This is a genomic window from Compostibacillus humi, assembly GCF_014637175.1.
Classification (GTDB): Bacteria; Bacillota; Bacilli; order Bacillales; family Amphibacillaceae; genus Oceanobacillus; species Oceanobacillus humi.
On the sequence record NZ_BMEV01000047.1, the window covers coordinates 1 to 26,869 of the forward strand.

Here is a 26,869-nt window from a genome sequence, read left to right on the forward strand (position 1 = left end):
AATCAAACCGAAAAGCTAGTAACACAATAATTATGCCTTTTTTACCCCTCAAAACCTTGATACACAAAGCTTTGAGGGGCATTCGTTTACCTAGCAACTGTCGAACTCGGGTCTAATAAAGAAACTGTTTTAAAGATTTTTGAAGAATACAAACCAGATATAGTCGTGAATTTAGCCGCACAAGCTGGAGTCAGGTATTCCATCGAGAATCCGGATGTTTATATCCAAAGCAATATTATCGGCTTCTATAATATATTAGAGGCTTGTCGTCGTCATCCGGTGAATCATTTAGTATATGCATCATCTAGTTCAGTATACGGTGCTAATAAGAAAGTACCCTTTGAAGAAACAGATTTTGTAGATACACCAGTTTCATTATATGCTTCCACGAAAAAGTCAAACGAACTAATGGCTCATACCTATAGTCATTTGTACAATATCCCTGCAACAGGTTTAAGATTTTTCACTGTGTATGGACCAATGGGGCGTCCAGATATGGCATATTTCGGCTTTGCTAACAAGTATTTTAACGGGGAACCAATTAGAATCTTTAATAATGGTGATTTTGAGAACGACCTGTATCGTGACTTTACATATATTGATGATATTGTTGAGGGCATTGTACGTTTACTCTGTAACCCACCACAAGGAGAAGGCGTGAAGCATAATGTGTTCAACATCGGAAATAACAATCCAGAGAAATTGATGGTATTTATTCATACATTAGAGAAAGCACTGAGCAATGCATTAGGCAGAAAAGTCGAATTTGATAAGATTTATGAGCCAATGAAAGCTGGAGATGTACCTGCAACTTATGCATCAACTAAATTGCTGCAAGAAGCTGTAGGATTCAAACCGCAGACACCAATTGAAGAAGGTTTGCAAAAGTTTGCTGATTGGTATGTCGATTACTATAACGTAAAATAAAGAGTCGAATTTAATAAGGAAGTGTATTTAATGAAAATCACAATCGCAGGCACAGGATACGTTGGACTATCCAACGCCGTCCTGTTAGCCCAACATAATGAAGTAATCGCACTGGATATTCTACAAGAAAAAGTAGATATGATTAACGATAAAAAGTCCCCAATCGCGGATAAGGAGATAGAAGAGTTTTTAGCAACAAAAGAACTCAACTTAACAGCAACTACAGACCCAGAAAAAGCATTTAAGGATGCAGAATACGTTATTATCTCTACACCTACAAATTACGATCCGGAAAAGAACTACTTTGACACCAGCAGTGTGGAATCCGTGATTGAACAGGTTTTATCCATTAATCCAAACACAACAATGGTCATAAAATCCACAATCCCGGTTGGATATACAAAAGCCGTGAATGAGAAATTCAATACCAATAATATTATTTTCTCCCCTGAATTCCTTAGGGAAGGAAGGGCATTGTACGATAACTTATTTCCGTCCCGGATTATTGTAGGAGAAAAATCAGAGCGGGCAAAGAAATTTGCCGATTTATTAGTACAGGGAGCATTAAAAGAAGATATCCCTGTTCTGTTTACCGATTCCACGGAAGCGGAAGCAATTAAATTGTTTGCCAATACCTATCTTGCCATGCGGGTTTCCTTCTTTAATGAATTAGATACGTATGCAGAATTAAATGGGTTAGATAGTAAGCAGATTATTGAAGGAATTGGGCTTGATCCGCGCATTGGCAATCACTATAATAACCCATCCTTCGGGTACGGCGGATACTGTTTGCCTAAAGATACGAAACAGCTGCTTGCCAATTTTAAAGACGTTCCAAACAATATTATTACCGCTATCGTTAAAGCGAATGACACGAGAAAAGACCATATTGCCAATATGATTTTACAAAGAAATCCAAAGACAGTCGGAATTTACCGATTAACGATGAAAACAGAGTCGGACAACTTCCGCCAGTCTGCTATTCAAGGGGTAATTGAGCGGATAAGAAATAAAGATGTCGAAGTGGTTATTTATGAACCAACATTAAATGCGGAGGAATTTGAAGGCTTCCGGGTAGTTCATCATTTTGATGAATTTAAAGAAATCAGCGATGTTATCGTAGCTAACCGTATATCTGAAGAATTGAAGGCTGTAAAAGAAAAAGTATATACGAGAGATTTGTTTAGCAGGGATTAATATGAATATATATGGAATGGGTCCTAAATCGGGGACCCATGTTTATGGCAAAATAAAAATGTACTGTTTGGCAATTAATTTATGAGGGTGTCCGAAAAGTAAAAATTTCCAAAGAGGCGATAAACAAGAATATTGATATATCAAGATTTTGAAACATGAAAAGAGGGCTTCCAGAAGTCGAAATACGACTTTCTGGACAGCCCCATAAATAAAAAAACCACTTGCCAACATTCTCTAAATACACTACCCTCCTAGTTGGGCAACAAGTTCAACGGGAGGTATATAGGAGATGTTAGCAGTGGCTGAAATAGATTATATCAGACTTGAAGCAAATCATAAAGGTTGCTCTTATTCAGATATTGCTAGAAGGATGAATCTTGACCCTAGGACTGTTAAAAAATATGCGGAAATGGAGGACTTCAATCCTTCCAAAAGGAAACAAAAGCGTAAAGCTAGAGTAATGGACCCTGTAAAACCTATACTAGATCAATGGATTAAAGAGGACTTAAAAAAGAAGAAAAAATACCGGAGAACAGCAAAAAGAATGTATGAGATGTTGAAAGAACAATATGACTTTAAAGGTTCAGACCGGTCGGTCCGGCTTTATGTTTCCAAAAGAAAGAAGGAGCTAATGGCAGAGAATGAGTCTGCAGCTCTTCCATTAGAGGGCAGACCAGCTACAGCTCAAGTGGATTTTGGAGAAGCTCCATTTATTTATAAAGGAGAGCATGTAAATCTTCCTTTTCTCGTTCTTTCTTTTCCAAACAGTAATGGGGCATATGTTCAAGTATTACCTTCGCAGAATAGAGAATGTTTCTTAGAAGGATTAAAGCGGATGTTCCATTATATGGGTCAAGTTCCAAGGGTAATACGCTTTGATAATCTTTCACCAGCGGTGAAAAGAATTTTACCAAACGGTGAAAGAGAACTTACAGAAGACTTTCAGCGTTTTGTATTACATTATGGTTTTAAGTGTGAATTTTGTAATCCAGCAAGTGGAAATGAAAAAGGGAATGTAGAAGCAAAGGTAAAATATATTCGAAACAATTTCTTCCTTCCAGAACAAACGGTTAATGATTTAGATTCCTTTAATGATTCTCTTTGGGAAAAGTGTGAAAAAGATTTTCAACGTCCACACTATCAAAAAGGCAAAACTATCGCTGAATTATTTGAGGAAGAAAAGGAATTCTTTCTCCAATTACCAGCAAAAGAATTTGAATGCGTTCGTTACGAACAGTTAAAAGCAGATAAATATGGTTTTATTCGAATTGATAACAAACTTTATTCTACTTCTCCACGTTTTGCCAAACAAATGGTTTTGGCAAAAATATCATATAAAGAAATAGAAATATTAACTGAAAACTATGAATCTATCATCAAACATGAGCGCCTGTATGGCAAAAAGCAAAAATCAATGAAATGGCAACCATATCTTACTCTAATGGCAAAAAGGCCAAACGCTCTAAAGTATGACAAGATGGCTAATGAATGGAAAAACTACTTTTCTAATTGTACGATTCAGGAGAAAAAGGAAGCACTGCAGCTATTGTCTGTCTTACTAAAAGAACATAATTTTGAAATTTCCACGCAAGCCCTACGGCTTGCCACCCAACGTGGTCATCCAGATATAGAATCTATAAAACATATTTTTTATCAGTTGATCAATGGGAGAGGTATAAGGGATCCTATAAAGCCAAAAATAAGAGTTCCAAATATGCCTAATACCTCTAGGGGAGTCAACCATTATGACCGTTTATTTCAGTCAACTGGAGGTGAAGTATAACTGGAAACACAAATCAAGAAATATGCCAAAAGGTTGAAACTAAGCTGGATTCCAGCAAATTATCATACGATTAAAGCAAGCACCCATGAAGAATTTTTATTGAAGCTCTTTCAGCACGAAGTGCAACATAGAGATGAGAGAAGAATAAATTTATTACTGAAACAAGCGACATTACCAAAAATTTCCGATAAAGCTTTTGATTGGAAAGATGTTCAGTTAGCACCTGGAATCACAAGGGAATATATCTTAGAGGGAGAATTTATCAAAAACCAAGAGAATCTTATCTTTTATGGTGGGGTTGGAACCGGAAAAACATTCCTTTCAACCCTTATCTCCCTCAATGTCATTAAAAAACAAAGAAAGCAGGCAAAATTCTATACTGTAGCTAGTTTGGTAAATGCATTATTAGAAGCGAATGAAAAAGGAACTTTAGGAAAGTTCCTTAGACAAATAGAAAAAATAGATCTTTTGATTTTGGATGAGTTGGGGTACATCCCGTTACATAAACAAGGAGCAGAGTTATTATTTCAAGTGATTTCTATGTGTTATGAAACAAAAAGTATTATCGTAACAACAAACTTACAGTTTGGACAATGGAATAATGTCTTTGGCGATCCAATTTTAACCGAGGCTACCATTGACAGACTGATACATCACTCCCATTTGATTATTTTTAATGGTGAAAGTCACCGTTATAAAGATTCAATCTCATTTAATCAGTAAGGAATTTTGGCAAGGGTTATGCATTTTTAATTGCCATTTCATACATTTCTTACTTGCCAAAAACAGACCCATTTAGAACACTAACCTATGATTTGATTCAATATTTGGATCAGACGGTTGTGGATGAAATGATTCGATTGCGAGAGAAAAATAAAGAACTTTCAGTAAAAGAAGCGCGGGAAAAAGTGAGTGATCTATTAAAAGCAAACCGTGCAAAATATAATACCGACGAAGGATACGGAATTATTGACGGCAGTGAGGAAGCTTTAAACCATTTGGATTATGGAAAAGTATCTTTAAAACGAGTGCAGAAAATCCTTCTGCTGAGCGATGGATTGCTTCTGCCAGTGGATCATGGAGAGAAAGATGCCTGGGCAAAATCCGCTGCCATCGCATTTGAAAAAGGATTGGATAAACTATTGGAAGAAGTGGAAAAGAGAGAAGCGGATGACCCTGACTGTGTCCGATATCCAAGACTGAAGCCGAAAGATGATAAAACCGGGATTTTGCTGGAGTTATAAAAGGATAGGGTGAAGGGGAAAGTAGCGTTTTTCCACACGAAGCTTATTTAGGCACGATAAAAATGAGTCTAACGTCCGCTATGGACTGGAAAAGATTACGAATGCTACCTCTTCAGCCCATTACGGTGGAAGAAGTCTTTATCCCGCTTCAACAGAAAATTGGTTCCAAGCAAACTAGAATGCTTGGAACCATTTTCTTTCTGAGATGTCCCAGGGGAAGCGGAAAATTATATTTTTCCTGCTAACACTGCCTTTTCATATGGCTCAATACAAGAGCAAGACTCTCTAGGTTTCATAAGTTCTAAAGCTTCAGTAATCAGTTCTTTTAGTTTTTGGTTATTAATTTTTCCGGCTTCTTTATGGGCTTTTAAAGAAAGTTTTTGATCAGAAATACCAGCGGCCATATTCGTTACATGGGCCACAGCAGCATAACAAATTCCTAATTCTCTTGCTAGAGATGCTTCGGTAGATGTGGTCATACCGACCACATCCATTCCCCACTGATGAAACAACTCAATTTCAGCCTTAGTTTCATATCGTGGACCTTCTACACATATAAGTTTAGCCTCTTTTTCCAGTTTTTGACCGATATTTTTAGCAGCTTGAATAATAATTTTTTGCATTTCGGGACAAAAAGGATTATTAATATCAGCTGAAAATTTGCCATATGTCCTTATCCGGGTTGTAAAATCGATAAATTGATCTAAAATTGCAATCGTACCTAACGTAAACTTTTTATTGATTGCACCAACTGCAGTTACTGCAACCACCCGATCAACCTCTAGCATTCTCAAAGCTTTCATGTTTGCTCGATAATTTACTTGAGGCGCAAGCTTATCATGATATTTTCCATGTCTAGGCAAAAATATGACTTCATTATTTCCCTTGTACGCCCTATATACATGAACGTCACCATAATTCGTGGTAATTGCCTGTTCTTCCATTCCATCAATTAAGTTGTAAAAACCAGTTCCACCGATAATTCCTATCTTCATCAAACCTTCTCCTTACTGGTTAAAATATTTTTTTGATATTCCTCATAGGAATCTGCACAGGAACATGTTTTTAAATCGGATATAATTGAAACGGCTTTAAATATTAATTTTGCTGCTTTATCAATATTTTCTTGGGCAACAATTTTATGGGTTTCTAAATCTGGCGGTATATCAGAAAATCCAGTTGCAATGTCAGTTGAAAGCGTGACAACGGCATAGCACATCCCCAGTTCCCTAGCTAAGATTGCCTCCGTTGAATTGGTCATGCCAACTACATCCATCCCCCAGGAAGAGAAAAGTTGTAGTTCTGATCGGGTTTCATAAATCGGTCCGTCAACACATATTAATTTTGCATCTTCGTATAGTTTTTGGTTATTTGATTTTGCTGCCATTTTAATAAAACTTTTTAAGTCTGAGCAAAATGGTTCGGACATATCTGCCGAAAATTTTCCATAGGTAAAATCTCTTCTTTTAGTAAAGTCTACAAATTGGTCCAATAATGTGAGACTGCCAACAGAAATATTTGGATTTATAGAGCCAACTGCTGACAATGCTATAATTTTATTAACACCCATTTGTTTTAAAGCCTGCATATTTCCTTTATAATTTACGTATGGTGCCAGAACACCGTGTGTCATACCATGTCTTGGCAAAAAAATCACTTCTTTGCCTGAATGTTCGGTAATGTAAAGAATAATATTGCCATAATCTGTACTTACGTGTTGCTCTTCTAATGATTCAAATAAGTCATAGAAACCAGTACCTCCTATTAGGCCGATTTTCAACTAATTACCTCCCTTCATATGAATTACAAACATTTGAAGCGCATGGATGTAGAATACGAAAATTGAAAGATAGTATTATACGATGACGTTTGAATTTTTTTATTCTGCATGTCCTCTATATGCAAGACGTTTTTTAAGGTTTAGATTTTTGTCCTGCATAAAATCAAAATCGCACCCTTCATTGGCTTGTAAAACATGTTGTTGATATAGCCAAGTGTATCCGCGTTCTGCGGATATTTTTGGTGGATGCCAATTTTGCCTTCGCTCTTCCAATTCTTCTTCAGAAACTAACAATTCAAGTTTTCGATTTTCTACATCAAGTTCAATCCAATCTCCATCACGAATAAGTCCAATCGGTCCGCCTACCGCTGCTTCAGGCGCTGCGTGTAGTATGACAGTACCAAACGCTGTGCCGCTCATCCTACAGTCAGATATCCTGACCATATCTCTTATTCCCATTTTTAATAATTTTTCAGGAATTGGTATCATGCCAGCCTCTGGCATACCAGGGGCACCAACTGGACCTGCATTTTGGAGTACTAGAATACTATCAGGAGTTACCTCCAAATCGGGATCATTTATGCGATTTTCCATTTCTTGAATTGATGAAAAAACGACCGCTTTTCCTTTGTGTTTTAATAATTTTTTATCAATAACCGCTTTCGGTTTAATAAGTGCCCCATCTGGGCATAAATTCCCTTTTAATACAGCAATCCCGCCACTATTGTGTAGTGGCTTATCCAATGGTGCAATAATATCCCGATATACAGGGTCAATTTCAACATTCTTTATATTTTCACCTAACGTCATGCCAGTTACTGTTAATTCGTCTAAGTTTAATAACGGTGCCATTTCCTTTAAAACGGCAGGAATACCCCCTGCATAATAAAGGTCTTCCATTTGGTATTTTCCGTTCGGTCTAATATTAGCGATTATTGGTGTGGAGCGGCTGATTTCTTCAAAAGTATTCAGATCTATATTTAGGCCAAGCCTTCTTGCTATTGCTGTTAGATGAATGACGGCATTTGTTGAACCACCTATTGCCATCAAAAGGCGAATGGCATTTTCCATTGCCCTCTCCGTTATAATTTCAGCTGGCCTAATATTTTGTTTTACTAACCGGACAATAGCTTTTCCTGTTTCCTTTGCTAGGCGCATCCGTTCATTCATTGTTGCAGGTGTTGCAGCAGCACCTGGCAACATCATTCCAAGAGCCTCAGCACATGCTGAAATTGTACTTGCAGATCCCATTACCATACAATGGCCTGCAGTAGGGGCTAATCTTGCATTAATTTCATTAATCTCAGTTTCGCTAATTGTTCCGGCTTTATATTCTTGCCAGTAGTGACGACAATCGGAACAAGCCCCTAAAGTTTTTCCTTTATACTCTCCGTTTGCCATTGGTCCGCCAGTGAACAAAATAGCAGGTTTATTGGCGCTCACTGCTCCCATTAATTGGGCAGGTGTCATTTTATCACACCCCCCAATCAGTACAGTTCCGTCTATTGGCTGTGCCTTTATCATTTCTTCCGTATCCATGGCAACAAGATTCCTGTAAAGCATTGTCGTTGGACTTGTAAACATTTCCCCAATAGAAATGGTGGGGAATTCCAAGGGAATTCCCCCTTCCATAATTACACCTTGTTTAATTGCTTCGACTAACGGTTTAATGTGACTGTGGCAGTGGTTAATTTCACTAAAAGTATTGCATATCCCGATTACAGGTTTTTCAAAGTCAGATTCATCATGGCCAAGATGCCTGCGGAAAGCCATCCGGATAAATTCGCTAAATTCATTGTCACCGTAAGATGTTTTACCCACTATTAATCACCTGCCTAAGTCTTTAACTGCAGCAGAAATATATTTCCATTCAAGGAATTCCTTTATCCCTTGGTGACCGCCTTCTTTCCCGAACCCAGACTCTTTGATGCCGCCGAATGGAGCTTCTGCTGTTCCGGGGAATACGTCATTAATTCCTACTATTCCATATTGAAGTTTCTCAGACACGTAGATTGCTTTATTAAAATCATTCGTAAACACAAAGGCTGCGAGTCCATAATCAGTATCATTAGCAACACTTATAGCATCATCAAGTTTCTCAAAGGAATAAACTGGGACTACTGGTCCAAAGGTTTCCTCATTCATAATTTTCATGTCTCTAGTGACATTTGAAAGGACTGTTGGTTCAAAGTAGTAACCACCTGGACCATCCCATTCTTTGCCCCCAATTAAAATTTCTGCTCCTTTGCGATGGGCATCATTAACATGATCCGTAACTTTTTTCAGAGCACTTTCGTTAATTAGAGGACCAATATCAGTTTTTACATTAAGTCCTTCTCCCATTTTCAGATTCCTAACTTTATTTACTAGTTTCTCCAGGAAAACTTCTTTGATATTTTCATGGACAAAAATTCTGTTCGTACAAATACATGTTTGACCACAATTTCTAAACTTGCTAGCCAACGCTTGTTCTGCAGCTAAATCCAAATCTGCATCCTCCAAAACGAGCAAAGGTGCATGTCCTCCAAGTTCGAGGGATACTTTTTTGAGATTAGATGCGCTGCCTTTCATCAGCAGCTTGCCGACTTCAGTAGAACCAGTAAAAGTAATGGATTTTACATCCTTACTATTTAGTAACACTTCCCCTATTTCTGCCGGATTACCGGTAATTAGATTTACTACACCCCTCGGTAATCCTACTTCTTCAAAAATCTTCATAATCTCAATTGCACTTAAAGGTGTTTGTTCAGCTGGTTTTAGTACAACCGTACATCCGGCAGCAAGAGCAGGTGCTATTTTTCTTGTCACCATAGCAGAAGGGAAATTCCAAGGTGTAATAGCTGCTACAACGCCTATCGGTTGAGGGATAGCCCACAGTCTCTTATTTTTCTTTGAAGATGGAATCGTTTCCCCATAGACTCGGTTTCCTTCCTCTGCATACCAAAGGAGAAAGCTGGCTGCAAATTCAATTTCTGCAAGGGCTTCTTTTAATGGTTTCCCTTGCTCAAGGGTTAATAATTCGGCTAATTTCTCTTTCTGTTGCAACATCAGTTCATAGGCACGATAAAGGTAACCAGACCTTTCCCTGGCTGTTAAATCCGCCCATGGTTCAAACGCTTCTTTAGCTGATTGAATCGCCATTTTTGCATCATCTGCAGAGCCTAAGGGGACCTCTGCAATTTTTTCAAGGGTTGCTGGATTAACGACATCAATTACTGCCCGATTGCCGGCATGAACCCACTCTCCGTCGATAAACATTCCGTATTTTGTATCAACTAGCATATAAACATCGCCCCTTTATTATGTTGTAATTTTAGATTCCAACAAAGGGAACCAATATTTTTTACCGTTTTTTTGTCTCAGTTCATCCCAATTTGCCAATATTTTTACTGCTAAGTTTGCAGTCCGTATGCTCTTTTCGATGCCGCCGTATTCAAATTCATCTCTAATACGATTCGCAACAACAGTACATACGGATCCTGCACGCAGATTATATAACCCTGCTAATGTAAAAATAGTAGCTGCCTCCATCTCGAAATTTAAAACTCCAGCACGCTTCAAGTCATCTACCTTATTTTCAAAAAAGGATTGTTTAAAATTTTTGAAACCAGGTCTGCCTTGACCGCAATACCAGGAAGCGGTAGAACATGAAACTCCTACATGATATCGATAACCAAGCTGCTCTGCCGCTTGAACAAGTGCTGCAATTACCTCATAATGTGCGCTTGCCGGGTATCGATCATCTACGTAAAAAGAACTTGTACCATCATGGCGCACTGCACCTGAAGAAATAATCAAATCTCCTGGGTTTATTTCTTCTTGAATAGCAGCAGTAGTTCCAACCCTTATGAAGGTATCACCACCGAGTACTGCCAGTTCTTCAAAGGCACTAGCAGTTGACCCTCCGCCGGCTCCAGTAGAGCAAGCGGTAATGTCTATTCCATCAATTTTCCCAGTGAAAGTTCGATGTTCACGGTAGTTTGCTACAGCACGGGCTTCATCCCATTCTTCTCCAATCATGTTTACACGCTCAGGATCACCTGGCAGTAACACATACTTTGCGATATCCCCTTTCTTACAGCGGATATGATATTGTAATCCATCCTCCATGACTGGTTTCGTTGCTTTAGATTTCCATTTATTCATTTTAAAACCTCCTCTTTTACATTCTTAACTTGAATCTTTTCATCCTCGGTCATAGATAATACTGGTGCAATACTTGAGAGATTTTCCATGGCACAAATTGATATATCTTCTAAACAATTGATTCTTCTCATTGTTTCGCCACTGCCCGAATTCTCAAAAGCTACTTTTGTATTTTGATAGATAGAGAGCAAATGGCTGCTCATTTTTGCGGAATCTTTTAGAATTGGTGTACAATGGTTTGCCTCCGCAGCTTTCGCCCCGTATTTTAACAGAACGCCGGCAGTATAAGCATCATCAAGTGCAGCAATAGTACTGTTTTCTCTTCCGGCACAAACAATTGTAATATTGCTATCTAACTCTAGTGCCATACTTACAGCCTTATCCATGACGGCTTTGGCATTATGCATGCAACCAATCAGAATATTTCTGAAACCGGCTTTCCATAAATTTAATCCAGCAAGCGTACCATTCGTTGTCTTTAGCAGAATCCGTTTGCCTTTAATATTTTGTTCATAGATGGAACTAAGGGAAGGACTGAAATCCGCATATTTAGAAATTGTGCCTTCAGGTTCCTCTGCGCAAATCAATGTGTCGGGACTGGATAAATAAGAATGTTTCTCCATTTGTGGCTTTTCATCTTTTGTTAAAATGATTTCGGAGCATCCCTTCTCTAGCATTACAATCATTGCAGTAGTGGCCCTAATTACATCCACAAGGACACAAACCTGTGATTGGTTAGGTTTGATATCTTTTGATGAAAAAGCAACATCGAATATTAGATTTCTCAAAAAATCACTCCCCGTTTAAATGATTTTTAATACTATTGCAAAAATTAGGGTTAAAACCCAAATAGCAGCAAATATCTTTCCTTTAGTAGTAATAGAAACTGTTCTAATGTAAGTTCGGTCACGATAAGCGCCGTATCCTTTAGAGTCCATTGTGTTTGCGGTTATTCGCACCCTACGAATGGCCCCCATTAATAAAGGCATACTAAATCGTTTAAAGTTTTCTACTTTATTCTTCAAGCCTTTTTGCTTTCCAACACCTCTAATAATTTGTGCTGATTCAATTACCCTTGCTTCACTTTCAATAGTAGGTACAAATCGAAGAGCTACGAAAATTGCATATGCAAAACGGTAGGGAACCTTGAATTTTTGGGTAAGTGCTAATACGATATCTCGCGGGTCGGTGGAAACAACAAAAATAAAGGATGACATAAATATGGTCAATATACGTAATGTTATTGCAGTTGCAAAATTAAGAGATTCCGAATATATTGGCAGCGGTCCTACATAGAACAAGACAGTGTGACCTGGAACGAATATAAGTTGGAGAACAAAAAAACCAGTACTGAAAAGAATCATGATCCATATCCCGCGTAATATAAATGTTAAACTTAGGTTTGCAAGAGTAAGTGCCAATAAAATTGTTGCCATTAGCAGATAAAATTGCGGAAGCGGCGTTTCATATAGGAAGACTAATACAGAAATACAAACCATCCAAATCAATTTTGAAACAGGATCAATATTATTCATGAAGGATTTTTTTTCTTGATACTGGAAAGCCCAACTCATTGTACTTGCACCCTTTCTTCCTCACTGAAAAACTCATCAACAGTGATTACAGCACGCTTTAATGGGAATGGAGATAGTTGCTTTGCTAATTGGGAAATAGGGGGTTCGACTAATGATGCTTTTCTCAATATATCTTCATGCAAAAATAACTGACTGATTTCACCGTCATATATTAGATTTCCGTTATTCATAACTAAAGCTTTTTTGGCCCATTTGCATACAAGGCGGATATCATGGGTAATCATAATTACGGTCTTACCCTGTTTATTAAGGTTGTCACATAGCTCTAATAACTTTGTAGCACTTGCATAATCTTGTCCGGTTGTCGGTTCATCAAGAATTACAACATCTTGGCCAGTAATAAGTGATGCGACAACACTTAATCTTCTCTTTTCTCCTCCGCTTAAGTTAAAGGGGTGCTTATCTCTTGAATCCCAGAGGTTAATACTTTCAAGTGCTTCTTTACCTTTTCCAATTATTTCTTCCGGAATTTTTTCACCTTTCTCAATTCCGTAATCAACAAGAAGACTATAGATTGTTTCTTCCAGAACATTATCCGTGACAAATTGATGTTCTGGATTTTGGAATACATATCCAACATGTTCCGTCATATCGAGCAGTCTTTTCTCGTGTATATCTTCATCTTTGAAAAAAACAGTTCCTTTTGGAGGCTTCATAATACCCATCAAATGTTTGACTAAAGTCGTTTTGCCAGATCCATTTGTTCCTAAAATGGCTACAAAATCTCCTTGCTTAATATTAAAACTGACATTATTAAGTGCTTGTGTTCCACTTGGATACGTATAGCTAAGATTTTGAACTGAATATACATTACGGCTCTTAGACATTTCTTCCACTTTATTGCTACTTATTAAAAAAGGTCTGTTCCAACTGCGCTTCAACTCTTGTTTCGCTTCATGAACAGTGATAGGGAATTTATTAAATTTAAATCCTTGTTCTGATAATTTTACTGCTAATTCTGATATTTCCGGCACCCATACCCCCATATCTATAAGTTTATCAATTGAAGTTTCAAGTAAATCTCTAGGCGAGCCTGATGAAACGACTTGCCCATCCTCGATTACGATAACCCGATCAGCAAGATGCATCACTTCGTCAATTTTGCTTTCAACAATGATAATCGTATGACCGAAATCTTTATTCAATATATTAAGTAGTTCAAAAATTTCTCTCGTTGCTTGAGGATCTAAATTGGCAGTAGCATTATCTAAAACGAGAATATTCGGTTTCATCGAGAGGACAGAAGCAATGCCCACTTTCTGTTTCTGTCCTCCTGACAATTCATGGACCTTGCGATAATTAAATCCTTTCAATCTCACTTTTTCAAGGGAATCTTCAATTCGTCTCATTATTTCAGCTGGATCGATTTTTAAATTTTCAGGCGCAAATGCAACTTCATCTTCTACATAAATATTGCATAGTTGTGCATCTGGATCTTGAAACACCATACCCATACTTTCTGCAAGATCTTTTACATTTAGTTCAAGCACATTTTTACCATCTACTAAAACTTGTCCGGATATTTCTCCTTCCATTATATTAGGTATAATTCCGTTAAAAGTTTGGCAGAGGGTACTTTTTCCGGATCCGCTTGGCCCAATAATAAGAACAAATTCTCCCTTATATATTTCAAGCGAAACATTTTTCAAAACAGGTTCTTCTTCATCCTCGTAAGTGTACGTCACATTATCGAGCTTGATAATCGGATCCATTTGCTATCCTCCTTTTTTTCTTTGCATCCTTGGCAATTTGAAAGCCATTTAATATGCCTATTTTAGTTAACACATCACCTAGAACTTTGCTTAACCATCCCGCAAGAATAACCCCGCTGACTAAACGGACACAAAATGCAATAATCAAGATGGTCCAACCCCAAGTGTAGTAACCGAACCAAAAGGCTGAAATAACAAACCAAGCCGGAATTGTTAATAGACCTGCAACGGCTGTACTTAACCAATCCCAACGTTTATAACGAAACAATGCATACCCTATTTCTGCCCCCAACCCATCGGTCGTTGCTGCAGTGATGGAAATTAAACCATTCGGATTCCCTGATAATACTTGAATGACCCCTGCAAGAGTCAAAGTGAAAAATGCTGCTCCTGGCTTACGAATGATATAACCTGCTAAAACCCCGGATACTGCGTAAAGTCCCAAAGTTACTGAAGTTAAAATTGGACCTCCAATCGCAGTCAGCATTTGGTTCAACATAGCTAAATAAGTCAATGCCACACCATTTACAATTGCCAAAATTGCCATTAAAACAATATCAACAGTTGTAAGCCCCTTCATTTTGCGTTTTTTAGATACAACTTCCCCCATTTAAAATCCTCCTTATAAATTATTGAGCTCGGTGGACAAATCTAAAATCACGTTAGAATAATTGCTTTAGCCGATTAACCAACCTCCTTAAACTACAGAACTCGTTTCCGTATTACATTGAACTCAAATTTCTCGCTTAAATAGTAACTGTCAGAATATAAGACGGGTGTGCCATTTTTTGAAATATGTGTTTGTTGTAATAACAACAGAGCTTGTTTGGAATCGAGTTCCAATTTTTGTTCTACCTTTTCGTCACTAATGACTGCCTTTATGGAACAGATTGAAAAAGCAACATCAAGATCGAATTCCTCGAGGAAAATCAGTAAAGATTCGTAATAATTAGCTTTATATTTATTTTCCATTCCTGGTTTATACGGAATGTAATCCTCGACATATACAACAGGCTCTTCATCTGCTAACCTGACCCGTTCAATATAGAAGATTTGGTCATTTTCATTAAGTGCCAGTTTATCACCTACATGGGAATCTGGATTAATAATGTCAGTTTTAATAATTTTAGTTCCAGGTTTATAACCCTGTGAAAGAATAATGTTGGTAGAGCTCTCAAGTGTGGCAATATTTGTTTTTAGATTCTTTTTTGAACCAATGACAAAGGTGCCCACACCTTGCCGACTAAATAAAATTCCTTCTTGTTCCAGCGTGCGAATAGCTTCACGAATTGTATTTCTGCTCACACCAAGCTGTTCTGACAATTTTTGCTCAGATGGAATTTTCACCATTGGAGGATAATCACTAATCAGCTCATAAATCAAATCCCTCGCTTGTAAATAAAGACTGCGGTTCGTAAGTTTCATCATCTTCATTCCCTTATTAGTTTTTTGACATCATACGTCAGTCGTCCTACGACTGATTATATGAAATATTTTAAAAATTATCAACATTATTTTTATAATTTACTTATTTTTAATTTTTGTGCATATCAATGCCGTTTCTTATAGGATATTTTTGCTTGAACTTGTAAATGTAAATTTTATTTTATTTTGAAACCACGATGAATTTTATTTAGACCCGTCCCTATCAATCCGGGTATTTTTTAACGTCATTCCTTAGTCACAGGAAAAAGGTAATTTTTTGAATAAAAATACCTGACTGAAAAAACCAAAAAATCGTTGACAGTAGGAGGGGGTTTGTTATAATTAAGAATAAATAACAGGCAGGTGGTAATATGACAAATAATACTATCATGTGTGTTGGCTATTCGCGTCTGCCGGAAGGAATGTCTGCCAGAGCTGTATTTGGTGGCATGGGTGTTGGTTTTGAGATTGATGCTTCAACCGGGAGAATCGTCAATACATCAGCAACATTTGTCACCGATATGTGCAGTACATTTCTAGAAAATATTTTTAATGGGTGGGAAATGGACAAGGGCTTAGAAGAGCCGATCAGGGAATTCGAAAACAGATATTTTGGCATGGGAAAAAAGGCCATTATATCGGCGATCAATGATGCGTACAATCAATATTTAAATTACAAGAGTTCCCTGTTAGTAGCAAAATAGAATATTGGATGGAAATCATTACGCAGTATAAACTGACCCTTTATATTGCTAAGAATGAGGACCACGATTGTTAATTGAATCAACCATTTTTTTCGTGTTGGTTCTATTTATACAATTGTGGTTTTTTATTATCTATATATTACAGAAAATTCACAAAGGGGTGTCTAAATGAAGAAGATTTTTGCAGGAATTCTAGTTTTGTTTGTTGCAGTTGTCTTAGCAGCATGTAGTGGAGGAGACGATTCAGCCACTGAAAGTAGTAATGGGAATGGAGGAAGTAATGTATCCGGAGACGTTATTCGCGTTGGGTTAGATGTAGATCCGGGAACGATGGATCCGCGCCTTGCCAATGATTCCTCTGCCTCCCGGGTAACTGAAATTGTCTTCGACGGATTAGTGGAGTTGGATGAAAATTTAGTTCCACAACCAGCTTTAGCTGAGTCATGGGAAAATCCCGATGAATTAACGTATATCTTTCATTTAAGAGAGGACGTAACATTCCATGACGGGGAACCGTTTACCGCTGATGACGTCAAGTTTACGTTTGATTCCATTCTAGACGAAAGTTTTAATGCGCCATATCGCTCTTTGTACGAACCAATTGAATCGGTGAATGTAGTCGATGAATATACGGTGGAGATTAAAACGAGTGAACCGTATGCACCGCTTCTCTCCTATTTAAATATTGGGATTGTACCGGAACATTTAGCTGATAATGCTGATTTTGCGAATAATCCTGTAGGTACCGGTCCGTACAAAATGACAGATTGGAAGAGAGGAAGCGAAATCCATTTTGAAGCGAATGCCGAATACTTTAACGGAGAACCTGCCACAGAAAAAATTGTTTACTACATTATTCCGGATAATACAACAAGAGTATCTGCTTTAGAAGCAGGGGATATCGATTTGCTGCATTCCCCAGTTTCTCCGCAGGATATTGGACGGATAGAAAGCGATGACCGCTTTGTCGTTCATCAAACGACTGGTTTAGGTCATACGTATTTGAACTTTAATTTTGAAGATCCGACCATTGGGGAGGAAGCTGTTCGTGTAGCGATTTCCCATGCAGTGAACAAAGAATCGATTGCCAATGATATTTATGCAGGAATGGACCAGCCGGGCAAATCACCGCTCATTCCGTCAAGCTGGGCATATACCGATGCAATTGAAGGATATGAATATAATCCGGAGTTAGCCCAATCGGTTCTTGAAGATGCCGGCTGGGTGGATGAAGATGGAGATGGAATTAGAGAACGAGATGGCAACAAGCTCTCTGTTGTACTGAAGACGCATACAGAGGATCCAAACAGAATGCAGGCTGTAGAATTCTTGCAATATGAATTGCAAAGTATTGGAATTGACACTTCTGTCGAAACTCAGGAATGGCCATCTTTCCAGGAAAGCATGCAAACAGGTGACTATCAGGTTGCATTGCTTGGCTGGTTGAACTTAGTTGATCCGGACCGGGCAATGTTCAATCAGTTCCATTCCGAAGGCGGATCGAACTACGGCAGCTACAGCAATCCGGAAGTTGACGAACTGTTAGAAAAAGGAAGAACAACGATCGATCAAAATGAAAGAGCAGAAATTTATGCGCAGGCCGCAAAAATTGTCACTGAAGAGGTCGCATATAACGTTGTTCTTTATCAAGGATATGTTGTAATGCACGTGAAGGAGCTTGAAGGGTTTACGGTACATCCGGGCGGGTACTTTAAGTCTCTTCGGGATGCCAAGATTAATAATTAAAGACAATGGAGAGTTGTATAACTCTCCATTGTTTTCAAAAGAATGGGGGGATACACTTTGAAGAAATATATTTTGCGTCGTTTGCTTCAGTTAATTCCCGTCTTGCTCGGTATTGCAGTGATTTCCTTTTTGCTGCTGCATATGATACCAGGTGATCCTGCGACGGTTCTGCTTGGACAGGAAGCAACCCCTGAAGAAATAGAACGGTTACAGGAGAATTTAGGATTAAACGACCCCCTGCCTGTACAATTATTTAATTATTTAGGCAGTATTGTCACCTTTGACTTAGGAACTTCCATCTTTCGGGGAGAAGAAGTGTCAACCATCATATTAACGGCATTGCCAGCAACGATTGAGTTAGCGGTATGTTCCCTATTAATCTCCCTTATCATTGCAGTTCCGTTAGGAATCATTGCGGCTGTAAGACAAAATACATTTCTAGATTATTTTTCCATGTTTTTTGCCCAGCTCGGGATATCGATGCCGGTTTTCTGGCTCGGAGTTTTACTAATTATGGGATTTTCCGTCCATTTAGGCTGGTTCCCGTCCTTTGGCCGAGGGGAACCGTTAACGGAGGGATTTATCCATTTATTTACAACGGGAAGTTTTTCCGTTTTATTCGCTAGTTTAAAACATTTGTTTTTGCCTGCTCTCTCCCTGGGAGTTATGGGATCAGCGATGATTACCCGTATGATCAGGTCGACGATGATTGAAGTGCTAGATATGGATTACATTCGCACTATGCGTGCGGGCGGAACGATTGAGTTTCTGATCGTCATGAAATATGCGTTCAGAAATGCCCTTCTTCCCGTAATTACGATCGTCGGGCTGCAATTTGGCAACTTGTTGGGCGGAGCCATCGTAACGGAAACGATTTTTGGCTGGCCGGGTCTGGGAAGTTTAGTTATATCTTCCATTTCACAGCGGGATTTCCCGATTGTACAAGGGGTTGTCCTTACGATTGCTTTATTATTTGCCTTAGTAAACTTAATCGTCGATCTATTGTATGCGCGGATTAATCCGAAAATCAGACATAATTGAGAGGGGGAACATCATTAGTGAAACAGCTAAAGAGGTATGTAAAAAATAAATCTGTCGTGATTGGCTTTACAATTATTTCCCTCGTTATTCTAGCTGCCATATTTGCCCCTTATTTAACACCGTATGACCCGACGGAAATGGACATGAGCAAGCGATTAATTAGCCCAAATTCAGAGCATTTGTTAGGTACCGATGAATTTGGACGTGATTTACTCACCAGACTATTGTATGGGGCTAGAGTATCCCTATTTGTAGGATTTATATCCGTATCTGTCGCCATGACTATCGGGGTCTTATTGGGACTAATTTCCGGCTATTATGGCAAGTGGGTAGACACGATAATTATGAGAATCGTAGATATTTTTCTCTCTTTCCCTGTCATTTTATTGGCGATCGCATTAGTTGCTGCTCTTGGACCAGGCCTTGGAAACGTCGTAATTGCGCTCGGTTTAGTTTACTGGACGAATTATGCAAGGGTTGTGCGTTCTACCGTATTGGCCGTAAAGGAAGAGGAGTATGTGCAGGCTGCGATTACGATGGGAGCAAGCAATTTAAGAATCATCTTTAAGTACATATTGCCGAATGTAACAGCTCCTATTATCGTCGTGGCAACTTTAGGACTAGGTGTGGCGATAGTGGCGGAGGCTACGTTAAGCTTTTTAGGCTTAGGGATTCAGCCGCCTGAACCAAGCTGGGGCTGGACGTTATCCGTAGGTTTGGATTTTATTCGAAATGCGCCATACTTATCAGTTTTTCCAGGAATAGCCATTATGATTACCGTCCTTGGCTTTAATTTGCTGGGGGATGGTTTGAGGGATATAACCGATCCGAAATTAAACAAATAACTAAGGAGCGTGGAACAGAATGACAAAATATAAAGTAGAAACAATCGATGTTTGTTATTTGGCGAACGGGAATAAATTAAGCTTGCCGGTTCACAATTTAATCGGCATGGAAGGACCGACGGTTGGGATTAGTGCGGCGATTCATGGAGATGAAATTATAGGGGTTGAAGTAATTCGCCAATTAATCAATATCTTAAAAGACCAGGAAATTAAAGGAACGATTCGTTTCTTGCCTGTTGCCAATCCATTGGCATTTGAAACACTAACGAGACATACGCCAATTGACGGCAATAATTTAAACCGGCTGTTCCCGGGCGATCCGAACGGACAATTGTCTTCCAAGTTAGCAAGCAAAATTACGGAAGAATTTTTGAATACAATTGATATTTTTATAGATATTCACGCTGGCGGAGCTTTTCCGATTGTAGATTATGTCTATATCTTAAATGATGAGGAATTCTCCCGGGCATTCGGTTCGAAAGTGTTATACAGACCAAAGGTACATTATGAAGGTACGACTGCTGAGGTAACAATAGCAAGAGGTGTTCCTTCTGTAACATTGGAAGTTGGCGGAGGGCCGAATACGAAAGAGCATATCCGCCGCAATGTGGATGGCATCTTAAATATGTTAAGACAAAAGGGTGTCATTGAAGGGGAAGTGAAACATCGGGATGATCAGATTGTCATGACCGAAATCGCTAACATTCTGGCAGGCCAGGGCGGATTAATGGTACCTAACTTTGAGTTTGATATGGTCAATAAGGTGATTGAAGGAAGACAATTATTAGCTACGACGTACAATCCATTAACCTATGAAGTTGTGGAGGAAATTTATACTCCATTTGAGAAAAACTTTGTCATTTTAATGCGCGGACAGCTGAATAAGGTCCATCCTGGTGATTATGCATTTATGATTGGAAATTTAGATACAGCTGAGGGTAACGAATGAAAGCATACAGCAAGGAAGATTTTACACTGGCGAAAGAATACGTTGCTGTTGCGATAGGGATGGATCAGCTTTTTCGCCGGAGATCGGATGATGGCGAGGCAAGTTTCCGGAAAGAAGGGCTTCTTCCTATTCAACTGACGGATGTGGAAGGGAAAAACTTTGACAATTGGAAAGAAGTCATCGACCATTTGGAAAAACTGGAGCGGGAATACAGTTTTATGCATCGCTCTTTCAGAAAAACGTATATGCTGCAGCAGATAAATTCTGTAAAAAAAATCGCACAATGGCAAAACGGTAAGGCGATGGGCTTTCCTGAAAAAGTACATCAGTTTTTGAAAGTAAATGAAAATCCTATTTCTGAAGAAGAAATGGAAGCAGATCGGCATCAACTCGATGCATTGCTAACGGAAAAAGGCATTCAAGAGGCTTCGCTGTCCGAGCGGGTGCAGGATTGGGAAAGCTTATTCCAGGTGAAGAATATCAAAGAAGTTGGAGACCATTATTTACAAAAGGCAAAGAATCAACTGCTGGAATTCGGCTTTCATGAATTAGAACATGTGTCTGTCGAATTCGAAGTTGTACATGATGTTCCCTTTAATGCGTACTGTGACTATTTAGGGAAGAAAATCTATATTAACGGCGATTTATCTTATACAAGTTTTCAGCTGCAGCATTTGGCTGTACACGAATCGTTCCCAGGCCACACTACCCATATGACGATTCGGGAGAAGTTGCTGAAAGAGGAGCGGATTCCGCTAGATGCAGGCCTCGTATTTACGAATACGGCAAGCAGCCCGATTTTTGAAGGAATTGGAGATAATGGCATCAGGCTATTGGGCTGGGATAAGACGCTAGATGAAAGAATTTTTCTCCTTTTGCAGCAAATCCGTTCAAAGACGGCGCTAAATGCAGCGTATTACTATCACGTTCAAAACATGGAAAAGGATAAAGTAATCGATTACTTAATGTATTACGGATTCGGCAATAAAAATTGGGCTTCTTCCCGTTTCCGGTTTATTAGCCATTACTTTAGAGGTCCATTTATTTACTCCTATTGGAGAGGTCAGGAAGCAGTTTCTGACATGATGGACCAATTAGAACCTGAAAAATATGTTGAGTTTTACCGTTTTCTTTTAGAAAACATGTTATGCGTTCAATCAGTACGATATTTTGTCTAAAGTCTAGGAGGATTATCAATGCAAAAATCACTAGAATTATATAATCGGGCAAAAAGTGTTATTCCTGGCGGAGTTCACTCGAATTCAAGAGCAAGGGCACCGCATCCATTATATTTTACAAAGGCGAAAGGACCTTACATTACGGATGTGGATGGCAATGAATATATTGATTTAATTATGGGAAATGGTTCGATTATTTTCGGACATAACTATGAACCGTTTGTTGAGTTGTTTAATAAATATCTTCCGGATGGCCTTGTCACAGGGTCAGAAACAGAATTAAGCATTGACGTCTCGGAAAAGTTCCTTCAATTTGTCGATCATGATCAAGTCCGTTTTACTAACACAGGTACAGAGGCGATAACCCATGTAATCCAAATGGCGAGAGCGTACACCGGAAAAAATGATATCGCTGTCTGTGAAGGGGCTTATAACGGCTGGACGGATCATGTATTTGTCAGTGCTTGGCCAGATTTGACGAAAGCAGGGGAGGAACATAATCCAATTCCTTTACCGGGAACAGGCGGGCTGGATCCAAAAGTTGTTGAATCGACAGTAGTTATTCCGTTTAATAAATGGGAAGAGACAGAGAATATTTTGCGAAGAGAAGCCCATCGTTTGGCTTGTGTTATTTTAGAACCGGTAATGATTGATGTCGGATTTATCGAGCCTGACCCAGAGTATTTAAAGAATTTGAGGGCGCTATGTGATGAACTCGATATTTTGCTCGTATTTGATGAATTATTGACCGGATTTCGCTTGAGCTTAGGCGGGGCGCAGCAATACTTTGGAGTAAAACCAGACTTGTCCACTTTTGGAAAAGCAATAGCGAATGGCTATGTGCTGGCAGCAGTCGCAGGCAAACGGGAAGTGATGGAAGTTGCTGCTCCTGGCGGAAAGACCGGTTTTGTCGGTACGTATAACGGTCATCAAGTATCTTTAGCAGCAGCAAAGGCGGTTTTCGAGCTGTTGGAGGATGGAACTATCCTTGAGGAACTTCATGAAATGACAGAACAGCTAATAAATGAATTTAATAACAGCTGTTCCCGCTATGGCATCAATGGTGTCATGAAGGGCCGGGGAGGACACGTACATTGGTATTTCTCGGATACTCCTGTCGAAACGTATCGTCAGGCTGCACGTACAGACCACGAAACTTTTGCTAAATTCAGCGGAAAATTATTTGAATTGAACTGCTTGGTAAGCGGAAAAACACTATCTCACCATAAACTCAGCTATTCCCATAAAGGAGAAGCATTGGAAAAATTGGTAGAGCGGATAGATACTGCCTTAAAAAGTTTGAAATAGTTTAACTTTAAGGAGAGAGTACCTATGACTACACAAAGTGTCCTTTCAGTAGAATCATTAACAGTTGAATTTAATACATCGCAAGGAAACTTCCAAGCAGTCAGGAACGTTTCTTTTGAATTAAAAGAAGGGGAAATTTTGGGGATTGTCGGCGAATCAGGATGCGGGAAAAGTGTGACCTCATTGTCTGTGATGGGACTGCTTCCGAAAAGAATCAGTAAAATAACGGATGGACATATCTACTTCCAAGAACAAGATTTAGTCAAGCTAAAACCGAAGCAGCTCCGAAAAATTAGGGGCAAAGACATTTCGATGGTATTTCAGGAGCCAATGACCTCCTTAAATCCGGTTTATACGATTGGAGACCAAATAGGCCGTATTATTAAAAATCATGAAAAAGATATTTCAAGGAAGGAAGTAGAAGCTCGTGTCGTGGAATTGCTGAAACAAGTTGGCATACCAAGACCTGACGAGATTAAAGACGAATATCCGCACCAACTTTCCGGCGGAATGAGGCAACGTGTCATGATTGCGATGGCCATTTCCTGCAATCCAAAAGTGCTGATCGCCGATGAACCGACAACCGCTCTCGATGTTACAATCCAGGCACAAATCTTGGAACTATTAAAAAAGCTGACCGAAGAGCGGAAAATGAGTCTGATTTTAATTACCCACGATTTAGGAGTCGTTGCGGAAATGTGCGACCGAGTCCTTGTCATGTATTCCGGCCAAGTCGTTGAAAAAGCGGACAAAGAAGAGTTTTTCACCAATCCAAAACATCCTTATTCGAAAGGATTGTTAGCGTCCATTCCGGAAATTGGAAAAAGGGATCAAGATTTGCATTACATTAAAGGAAATGTCCCACATCCAAGCAAAGAAATAAATGGATGCCGTTATCAGGAAAGATGTGAATTTTTCTTCGAGAAATGCCTGGAAGGGCCGAAACTGTTGCAGCTGAAAAACGGTTCGTGCCGCTGCTGGCTATATGAAGAAGAAGAGGTGTAAATATGCTCGTAGAGATTAAAGACCTAAAAAAACATTTTAAAGTCGGGAAAAACCAATATGTAAAAGCGGTGGACGGAGTCAGCTTTAATATAAAAGAAGGACAAACCTATGGATTAGTTGGAGAAAGCGGATGTGGGAAGTCTACGACGGCTCGCATGCTAATTCGTTTAATTGAACCAACTTCCGGCTCGATTTTGTTTAATGGCATAGATTTAGTGAACATATCCAAAAAAGAACTATGGCAACAAAGAAAAAATATTCAAATGGTATTTCAGGATCCGTATGCTTCATTGCACCCAAAGATGAAGATAATTCAGAGCCTGATGGAGCCATTGAATATATATAATATCGGCACGAAAAATGAGCGGGAAAGAAAAGCGAAGGAAATGCTGGAAATTGTGGGGCTCGACGAAAAGTATGCGGATCGCTATCCCCATGAATTTAGCGGCGGACAAAGACAGAGGATTTGTATAGCGAGAAGCCTTATGCTAAACCCGAAATTAGTCATTCTAGATGAAGCAGTTTCTGCATTGGACGTTTCCATCCAATCGCAAATTTTAAATTTATTGAAGAAGCTGCAAAAGGAATTTAACTTAACGTATTTATTTATATCCCATGATTTGAGCGTGGTCAATTACTTATGTGATGAAGTATCCGTCATGTATTTAGGAAAAATTGTCGAACAGGGGAATGTGGACCAAGTCTTTGAGGAAACATCCCATCCTTATACGAAATCTCTGCTTTCTGCAATCCCGTCTACCGACATCAAGCAGAAAAGAGACCGTATCATTTTACGAGGAGATGTACCGTCTCCGGCTAACCCGCCTTCCGGATGCGGCTTTCGCACCCGCTGCCCTTTGGCGGAAGACATATGTAAAGAAGTTCCGCCTTTTGTTGAAGTTGGTGAGGGACACTTTTCCAGATGTAGTCTAATCGAAAAGTACAAACGAGAAATGGAGACAAATGAGGTACCTACTAATTCTTGAAACATGCAAAAGTGTTGTATAAATCTGTAATATAACGACTTTGATGGTTACTGTCGGTCTGTTCTATTGTACTACTAAGCCTGAAATGGAATACAAGCGGAATGAGTTGTAAAAAGGCCATCCGGAGATTGTTCCGGCTGGCCTTTACTTTACTAATGCAATAGATATTAGTTGCTTGTATATTTACTGTTACATATTCTAATGGAACTGGATGAGAAGCACGATATAGGAAATCCGATAAAGACACCACTGTATAATGCAATTGTTGAGCAAAATTTAACTGTCTTTTATTTATTGCCTTTTCCAAAGCCAGAATCAGTTCTGGAAACAATGCAGCAGAAGCAAGTAACCCTCCATCTGCTCCTAAAATAACTGAAGGTAAATAATTCGTGTGCCCTCCATAAAAATTTTGAATGAAGGATCTTTAATTTGTTTAATTTTTTGTAATTGTATTAAATCCCCTGAAGATTCCTTTACTCCAATTATTCCATCAACATCTGATAGACGTTTAATTAACTGCGGTGACATTGTAAATCCAGATTTGATCGGTGTATTAAAATAATAAAAGTATCCCAATAGTAGCTAATTCATTTATATATTTTTCAACATCCTTTTCAGAAGGTCGTACATATGGTGTTGGCATTACCATAAATGCATCCGCCACCTAGTTGTTTTGCCTTTATAATATCTTGTTTTACTTCATTTGGACCTCCCTCTATATACTTCGTTTTTCTTCAAAATGCTCCTGTTTTCTTAGAATTGCTCAAACTTCGTTTTTTGAATGTATTTGTGGACAGAGCTTATGCAAAGAGTGCAGAATATTCAAACGGGGTTTAATCCATCCTAACAGCCAAATTGTGAACATTTGGTTGAAAAAAGATATGACCTTGCCCTATTCTCCACACAACTTATGGTCGCTCACCCTCCCATGTATCACGGGATTTTGATCCATACATTCCTTCGTCCTGCGTATCCACAAGGTGGAGGTCGGAAAAAGCTCCTAAGCTGGGTCTAGTGCCCGAATGGTGAAAATAAGCTCCGACTCTGCATTGTTGGTGTTTGTTCATTCAAAAAAACAGGTGTATTGATTCAATTTACTTCGTAATTGCTTAAGCTGCCTGTAAATCTTCAATTTGAGGTAACCCTTTTAAGAGTTTATTTCCATCAAATTCACATTGTTTCCTGCCGATCACAAACAGTACACGTAAGAGTTTCCCACACAAAGCAATCAGTGATTGTTGTTTTTTCAAAGGGTTGTCGGGGCGGGTCGTGTAGTAACTGTGTAGTGCCTTAAATGT

General features: G+C 38.9%; 24 protein-coding genes and 2 pseudogenes. 14 read left to right on the forward strand and 12 right to left on the reverse strand.

Translation table 11 applies throughout. The features are described from left to right. Window positions 1–111 precede the first annotated feature (111 nt). The 5 genes and pseudogenes from IEV18_RS11880 to IEV18_RS11900 form a co-directional block, all read left to right on the forward strand. Window positions 112–927 (forward strand): annotated as a pseudogene (locus IEV18_RS11880) (NAD-dependent epimerase/dehydratase family protein); the annotation flags it as partial. Window positions 928–957: 30 nt separating this feature from the next. Next, on the forward strand, window positions 958–2,124 hold the full coding sequence (locus IEV18_RS11885; RefSeq protein WP_188392602.1) for a nucleotide sugar dehydrogenase: 1,167 nt from the start codon (window positions 958–960) through the stop codon (window positions 2,122–2,124). A gap of 289 nt (window positions 2,125–2,413) precedes the next feature. Continuing rightward, window positions 2,414–3,907, forward strand: coding sequence for an IS21 family transposase (istA, locus tag IEV18_RS11890; RefSeq protein ID WP_188392603.1), 1,494 nt, complete (start codon window positions 2,414–2,416; stop codon window positions 3,905–3,907). Then, window positions 3,908–4,630 carry an IS21-like element helper ATPase IstB gene (gene istB / locus IEV18_RS11895; RefSeq protein WP_188392624.1) on the forward strand — a complete coding sequence of 241 codons (723 nt, stop codon included), beginning with the start codon at window positions 3,908–3,910 and terminating at the stop codon, window positions 4,628–4,630. Window positions 4,631–4,758: 128 nt separating this feature from the next. Then, window positions 4,759–5,151, forward strand: a complete 393-nt coding sequence (locus IEV18_RS11900; RefSeq protein ID WP_188392604.1) for a hypothetical protein — start codon at window positions 4,759–4,761, stop codon at window positions 5,149–5,151. Between the two features lie 227 nt (window positions 5,152–5,378). On the opposite strand, the gene IEV18_RS11905 is transcribed toward IEV18_RS11900, so the two are convergent. From IEV18_RS11905 to IEV18_RS11950, 10 genes are all read right to left on the reverse strand, one after another. Next, window positions 5,379–6,146 carry an MTAP family purine nucleoside phosphorylase gene (locus IEV18_RS11905; RefSeq protein ID WP_188392605.1) on the reverse strand — a complete coding sequence of 256 codons (768 nt, stop codon included), beginning with the start codon at window positions 6,144–6,146 and terminating at the stop codon, window positions 5,379–5,381. Beyond that, complete coding sequence (locus tag IEV18_RS11910; protein WP_188392606.1) at window positions 6,146–6,931, reverse strand: MTAP family purine nucleoside phosphorylase; 786 nt, start codon at window positions 6,929–6,931, stop codon at window positions 6,146–6,148. The genes IEV18_RS11905 and IEV18_RS11910 overlap by 1 nt, the downstream gene beginning before the upstream one ends. A 99-nt stretch (window positions 6,932–7,030) precedes the next feature. Continuing rightward, window positions 7,031–8,752 (reverse strand): dihydroxy-acid dehydratase, encoded by a 1,722-nt coding sequence (locus IEV18_RS11915; protein WP_229733649.1) that lies wholly within the window; start codon window positions 8,750–8,752, stop codon window positions 7,031–7,033. 6 nt (window positions 8,753–8,758) lie between these two features. Then, window positions 8,759–10,213 (reverse strand): NAD-dependent succinate-semialdehyde dehydrogenase, encoded by a 1,455-nt coding sequence (locus IEV18_RS11920; RefSeq protein WP_188392607.1) that lies wholly within the window; start codon window positions 10,211–10,213, stop codon window positions 8,759–8,761. A gap of 18 nt (window positions 10,214–10,231) precedes the next feature. Then, window positions 10,232–11,077, reverse strand: coding sequence for a nucleoside phosphorylase (locus tag IEV18_RS11925; RefSeq protein ID WP_188392608.1), 846 nt, complete (start codon window positions 11,075–11,077; stop codon window positions 10,232–10,234). Then, window positions 11,074–11,865, reverse strand: a complete 792-nt coding sequence (locus IEV18_RS11930; RefSeq protein WP_188392609.1) for a 2-phosphosulfolactate phosphatase — start codon at window positions 11,863–11,865, stop codon at window positions 11,074–11,076. Before IEV18_RS11930 ends, IEV18_RS11925 begins: the two co-directional genes overlap by 4 nt. A gap of 15 nt (window positions 11,866–11,880) precedes the next feature. Continuing rightward, the gene (locus IEV18_RS11935; protein WP_188392610.1) at window positions 11,881–12,651 is read right to left on the reverse strand and encodes an energy-coupling factor transporter transmembrane component T family protein; all 771 of its coding nucleotides are present in this window, start codon (window positions 12,649–12,651) and stop codon (window positions 11,881–11,883) included. Continuing rightward, entirely contained in the window at window positions 12,648–14,384 is a 1,737-nt protein-coding gene (locus IEV18_RS11940; protein ID WP_188392611.1) for an ABC transporter ATP-binding protein, read from the reverse strand. The genes IEV18_RS11935 and IEV18_RS11940 overlap by 4 nt, the downstream gene beginning before the upstream one ends. After that, window positions 14,359–14,994: an ECF transporter S component gene (locus IEV18_RS11945; protein ID WP_188392612.1), complete on the reverse strand. Its 636-nt coding sequence runs from the start codon at window positions 14,992–14,994 to the stop codon at window positions 14,359–14,361. The genes IEV18_RS11940 and IEV18_RS11945 overlap by 26 nt, the downstream gene beginning before the upstream one ends. A gap of 92 nt (window positions 14,995–15,086) precedes the next feature. Continuing rightward, window positions 15,087–15,812, reverse strand: a complete 726-nt coding sequence (locus IEV18_RS11950; RefSeq protein WP_188392613.1) for a GntR family transcriptional regulator — start codon at window positions 15,810–15,812, stop codon at window positions 15,087–15,089. 368 nt (window positions 15,813–16,180) lie between these two features. On the opposite strand from IEV18_RS11950, the gene IEV18_RS11955 reads away from it, so the two are divergent. The 9 genes from IEV18_RS11955 (at window position 16,181) to IEV18_RS11995 (ending at window position 25,571) form a co-directional block, all read left to right on the forward strand. After that, window positions 16,181–16,513, forward strand: a complete 333-nt coding sequence (locus IEV18_RS11955; protein ID WP_188392614.1) for a DUF3870 domain-containing protein — start codon at window positions 16,181–16,183, stop codon at window positions 16,511–16,513. A 168-nt stretch (window positions 16,514–16,681) separates the two neighbouring features. Continuing rightward, window positions 16,682–18,259, forward strand: a complete 1,578-nt coding sequence (locus tag IEV18_RS11960; protein WP_188392615.1) for an ABC transporter substrate-binding protein — start codon at window positions 16,682–16,684, stop codon at window positions 18,257–18,259. A 57-nt stretch (window positions 18,260–18,316) separates the two neighbouring features. After that, a complete protein-coding gene (locus tag IEV18_RS11965; RefSeq protein WP_188392616.1) occupies window positions 18,317–19,300 on the forward strand; it encodes an ABC transporter permease in 984 nt (327 codons plus the stop codon). A gap of 17 nt (window positions 19,301–19,317) precedes the next feature. Further along, complete coding sequence (gene nikC, locus IEV18_RS11970; protein WP_188392617.1) at window positions 19,318–20,145, forward strand: nickel transporter permease; 828 nt, start codon at window positions 19,318–19,320, stop codon at window positions 20,143–20,145. Window positions 20,146–20,164: 19 nt separating this feature from the next. Further along, window positions 20,165–21,094 carry a succinylglutamate desuccinylase/aspartoacylase family protein gene (locus IEV18_RS11975; RefSeq protein WP_188392618.1) on the forward strand — a complete coding sequence of 310 codons (930 nt, stop codon included), beginning with the start codon at window positions 20,165–20,167 and terminating at the stop codon, window positions 21,092–21,094. Continuing rightward, window positions 21,091–22,272 carry a hypothetical protein gene (locus IEV18_RS11980; RefSeq protein ID WP_188392619.1) on the forward strand — a complete coding sequence of 394 codons (1,182 nt, stop codon included), beginning with the start codon at window positions 21,091–21,093 and terminating at the stop codon, window positions 22,270–22,272. Before IEV18_RS11975 ends, IEV18_RS11980 begins: the two co-directional genes overlap by 4 nt. Window positions 22,273–22,290: 18 nt before the next feature. Continuing rightward, window positions 22,291–23,580: an aspartate aminotransferase family protein gene (locus tag IEV18_RS11985; protein ID WP_188392620.1), complete on the forward strand. Its 1,290-nt coding sequence runs from the start codon at window positions 22,291–22,293 to the stop codon at window positions 23,578–23,580. A gap of 24 nt (window positions 23,581–23,604) precedes the next feature. After that, window positions 23,605–24,585, forward strand: a complete 981-nt coding sequence (locus IEV18_RS11990) for an ABC transporter ATP-binding protein (protein ID WP_188392621.1) — start codon at window positions 23,605–23,607, stop codon at window positions 24,583–24,585. A gap of 2 nt (window positions 24,586–24,587) precedes the next feature. Further along, window positions 24,588–25,571, forward strand: coding sequence for an ABC transporter ATP-binding protein (locus IEV18_RS11995; RefSeq protein ID WP_188392622.1), 984 nt, complete (start codon window positions 24,588–24,590; stop codon window positions 25,569–25,571). A 363-nt stretch (window positions 25,572–25,934) separates the two neighbouring features. On the opposite strand, the gene IEV18_RS17615 is transcribed toward IEV18_RS11995, so the two are convergent. Continuing rightward, window positions 25,935–26,147, reverse strand: a complete 213-nt coding sequence (locus IEV18_RS17615; RefSeq protein ID WP_373281919.1) for a dihydrodipicolinate synthase family protein — start codon at window positions 26,145–26,147, stop codon at window positions 25,935–25,937. Between the two features lie 533 nt (window positions 26,148–26,680). Beyond that, window positions 26,681–26,869, reverse strand: a pseudogene (locus IEV18_RS12005) (IS110 family transposase); the annotation flags it as partial.

Coding starts and splice junctions, on each gene's coding strand:
- IEV18_RS11920 (WP_188392607.1), bottom strand. CDS start 10,213: ATGCTAGTTGATACAAAATACGGAATGTTTATCGACGGAGAGTGGGTT.
- IEV18_RS11950 (WP_188392613.1), bottom strand. CDS start 15,812: ATGATGAAACTTACGAACCGCAGTCTTTATTTACAAGCGAGGGATTTG.
- IEV18_RS11960 (WP_188392615.1), top strand. CDS start 16,682: ATGAAGAAGATTTTTGCAGGAATTCTAGTTTTGTTTGTTGCAGTTGTC.
- IEV18_RS11905 (WP_188392605.1), bottom strand. CDS start 6,146: ATGAAGATAGGAATTATCGGTGGAACTGGTTTTTACAACTTAATTGAT.
- IEV18_RS11980 (WP_188392619.1), top strand. CDS start 21,091: ATGAAAGCATACAGCAAGGAAGATTTTACACTGGCGAAAGAATACGTT.
- IEV18_RS11885 (WP_188392602.1), top strand. CDS start 958: ATGAAAATCACAATCGCAGGCACAGGATACGTTGGACTATCCAACGCC.
- IEV18_RS11925 (WP_188392608.1), bottom strand. CDS start 11,077: ATGAATAAATGGAAATCTAAAGCAACGAAACCAGTCATGGAGGATGGA.
- IEV18_RS11945 (WP_188392612.1), bottom strand. CDS start 14,994: ATGGGGGAAGTTGTATCTAAAAAACGCAAAATGAAGGGGCTTACAACT.
- IEV18_RS11990 (WP_188392621.1), top strand. CDS start 23,605: ATGACTACACAAAGTGTCCTTTCAGTAGAATCATTAACAGTTGAATTT.
- IEV18_RS11985 (WP_188392620.1), top strand. CDS start 22,291: ATGCAAAAATCACTAGAATTATATAATCGGGCAAAAAGTGTTATTCCT.
- IEV18_RS11995 (WP_188392622.1), top strand. CDS start 24,588: ATGCTCGTAGAGATTAAAGACCTAAAAAAACATTTTAAAGTCGGGAAA.
- IEV18_RS11900 (WP_188392604.1), top strand. CDS start 4,759: ATGATTCGATTGCGAGAGAAAAATAAAGAACTTTCAGTAAAAGAAGCG.
- IEV18_RS11975 (WP_188392618.1), top strand. CDS start 20,165: ATGACAAAATATAAAGTAGAAACAATCGATGTTTGTTATTTGGCGAAC.
- IEV18_RS11955 (WP_188392614.1), top strand. CDS start 16,181: ATGACAAATAATACTATCATGTGTGTTGGCTATTCGCGTCTGCCGGAA.
- IEV18_RS11935 (WP_188392610.1), bottom strand. CDS start 12,651: ATGAGTTGGGCTTTCCAGTATCAAGAAAAAAAATCCTTCATGAATAAT.
- IEV18_RS11940 (WP_188392611.1), bottom strand. CDS start 14,384: ATGGATCCGATTATCAAGCTCGATAATGTGACGTACACTTACGAGGAT.
- istA (WP_188392603.1), top strand. CDS start 2,414: ATGTTAGCAGTGGCTGAAATAGATTATATCAGACTTGAAGCAAATCAT.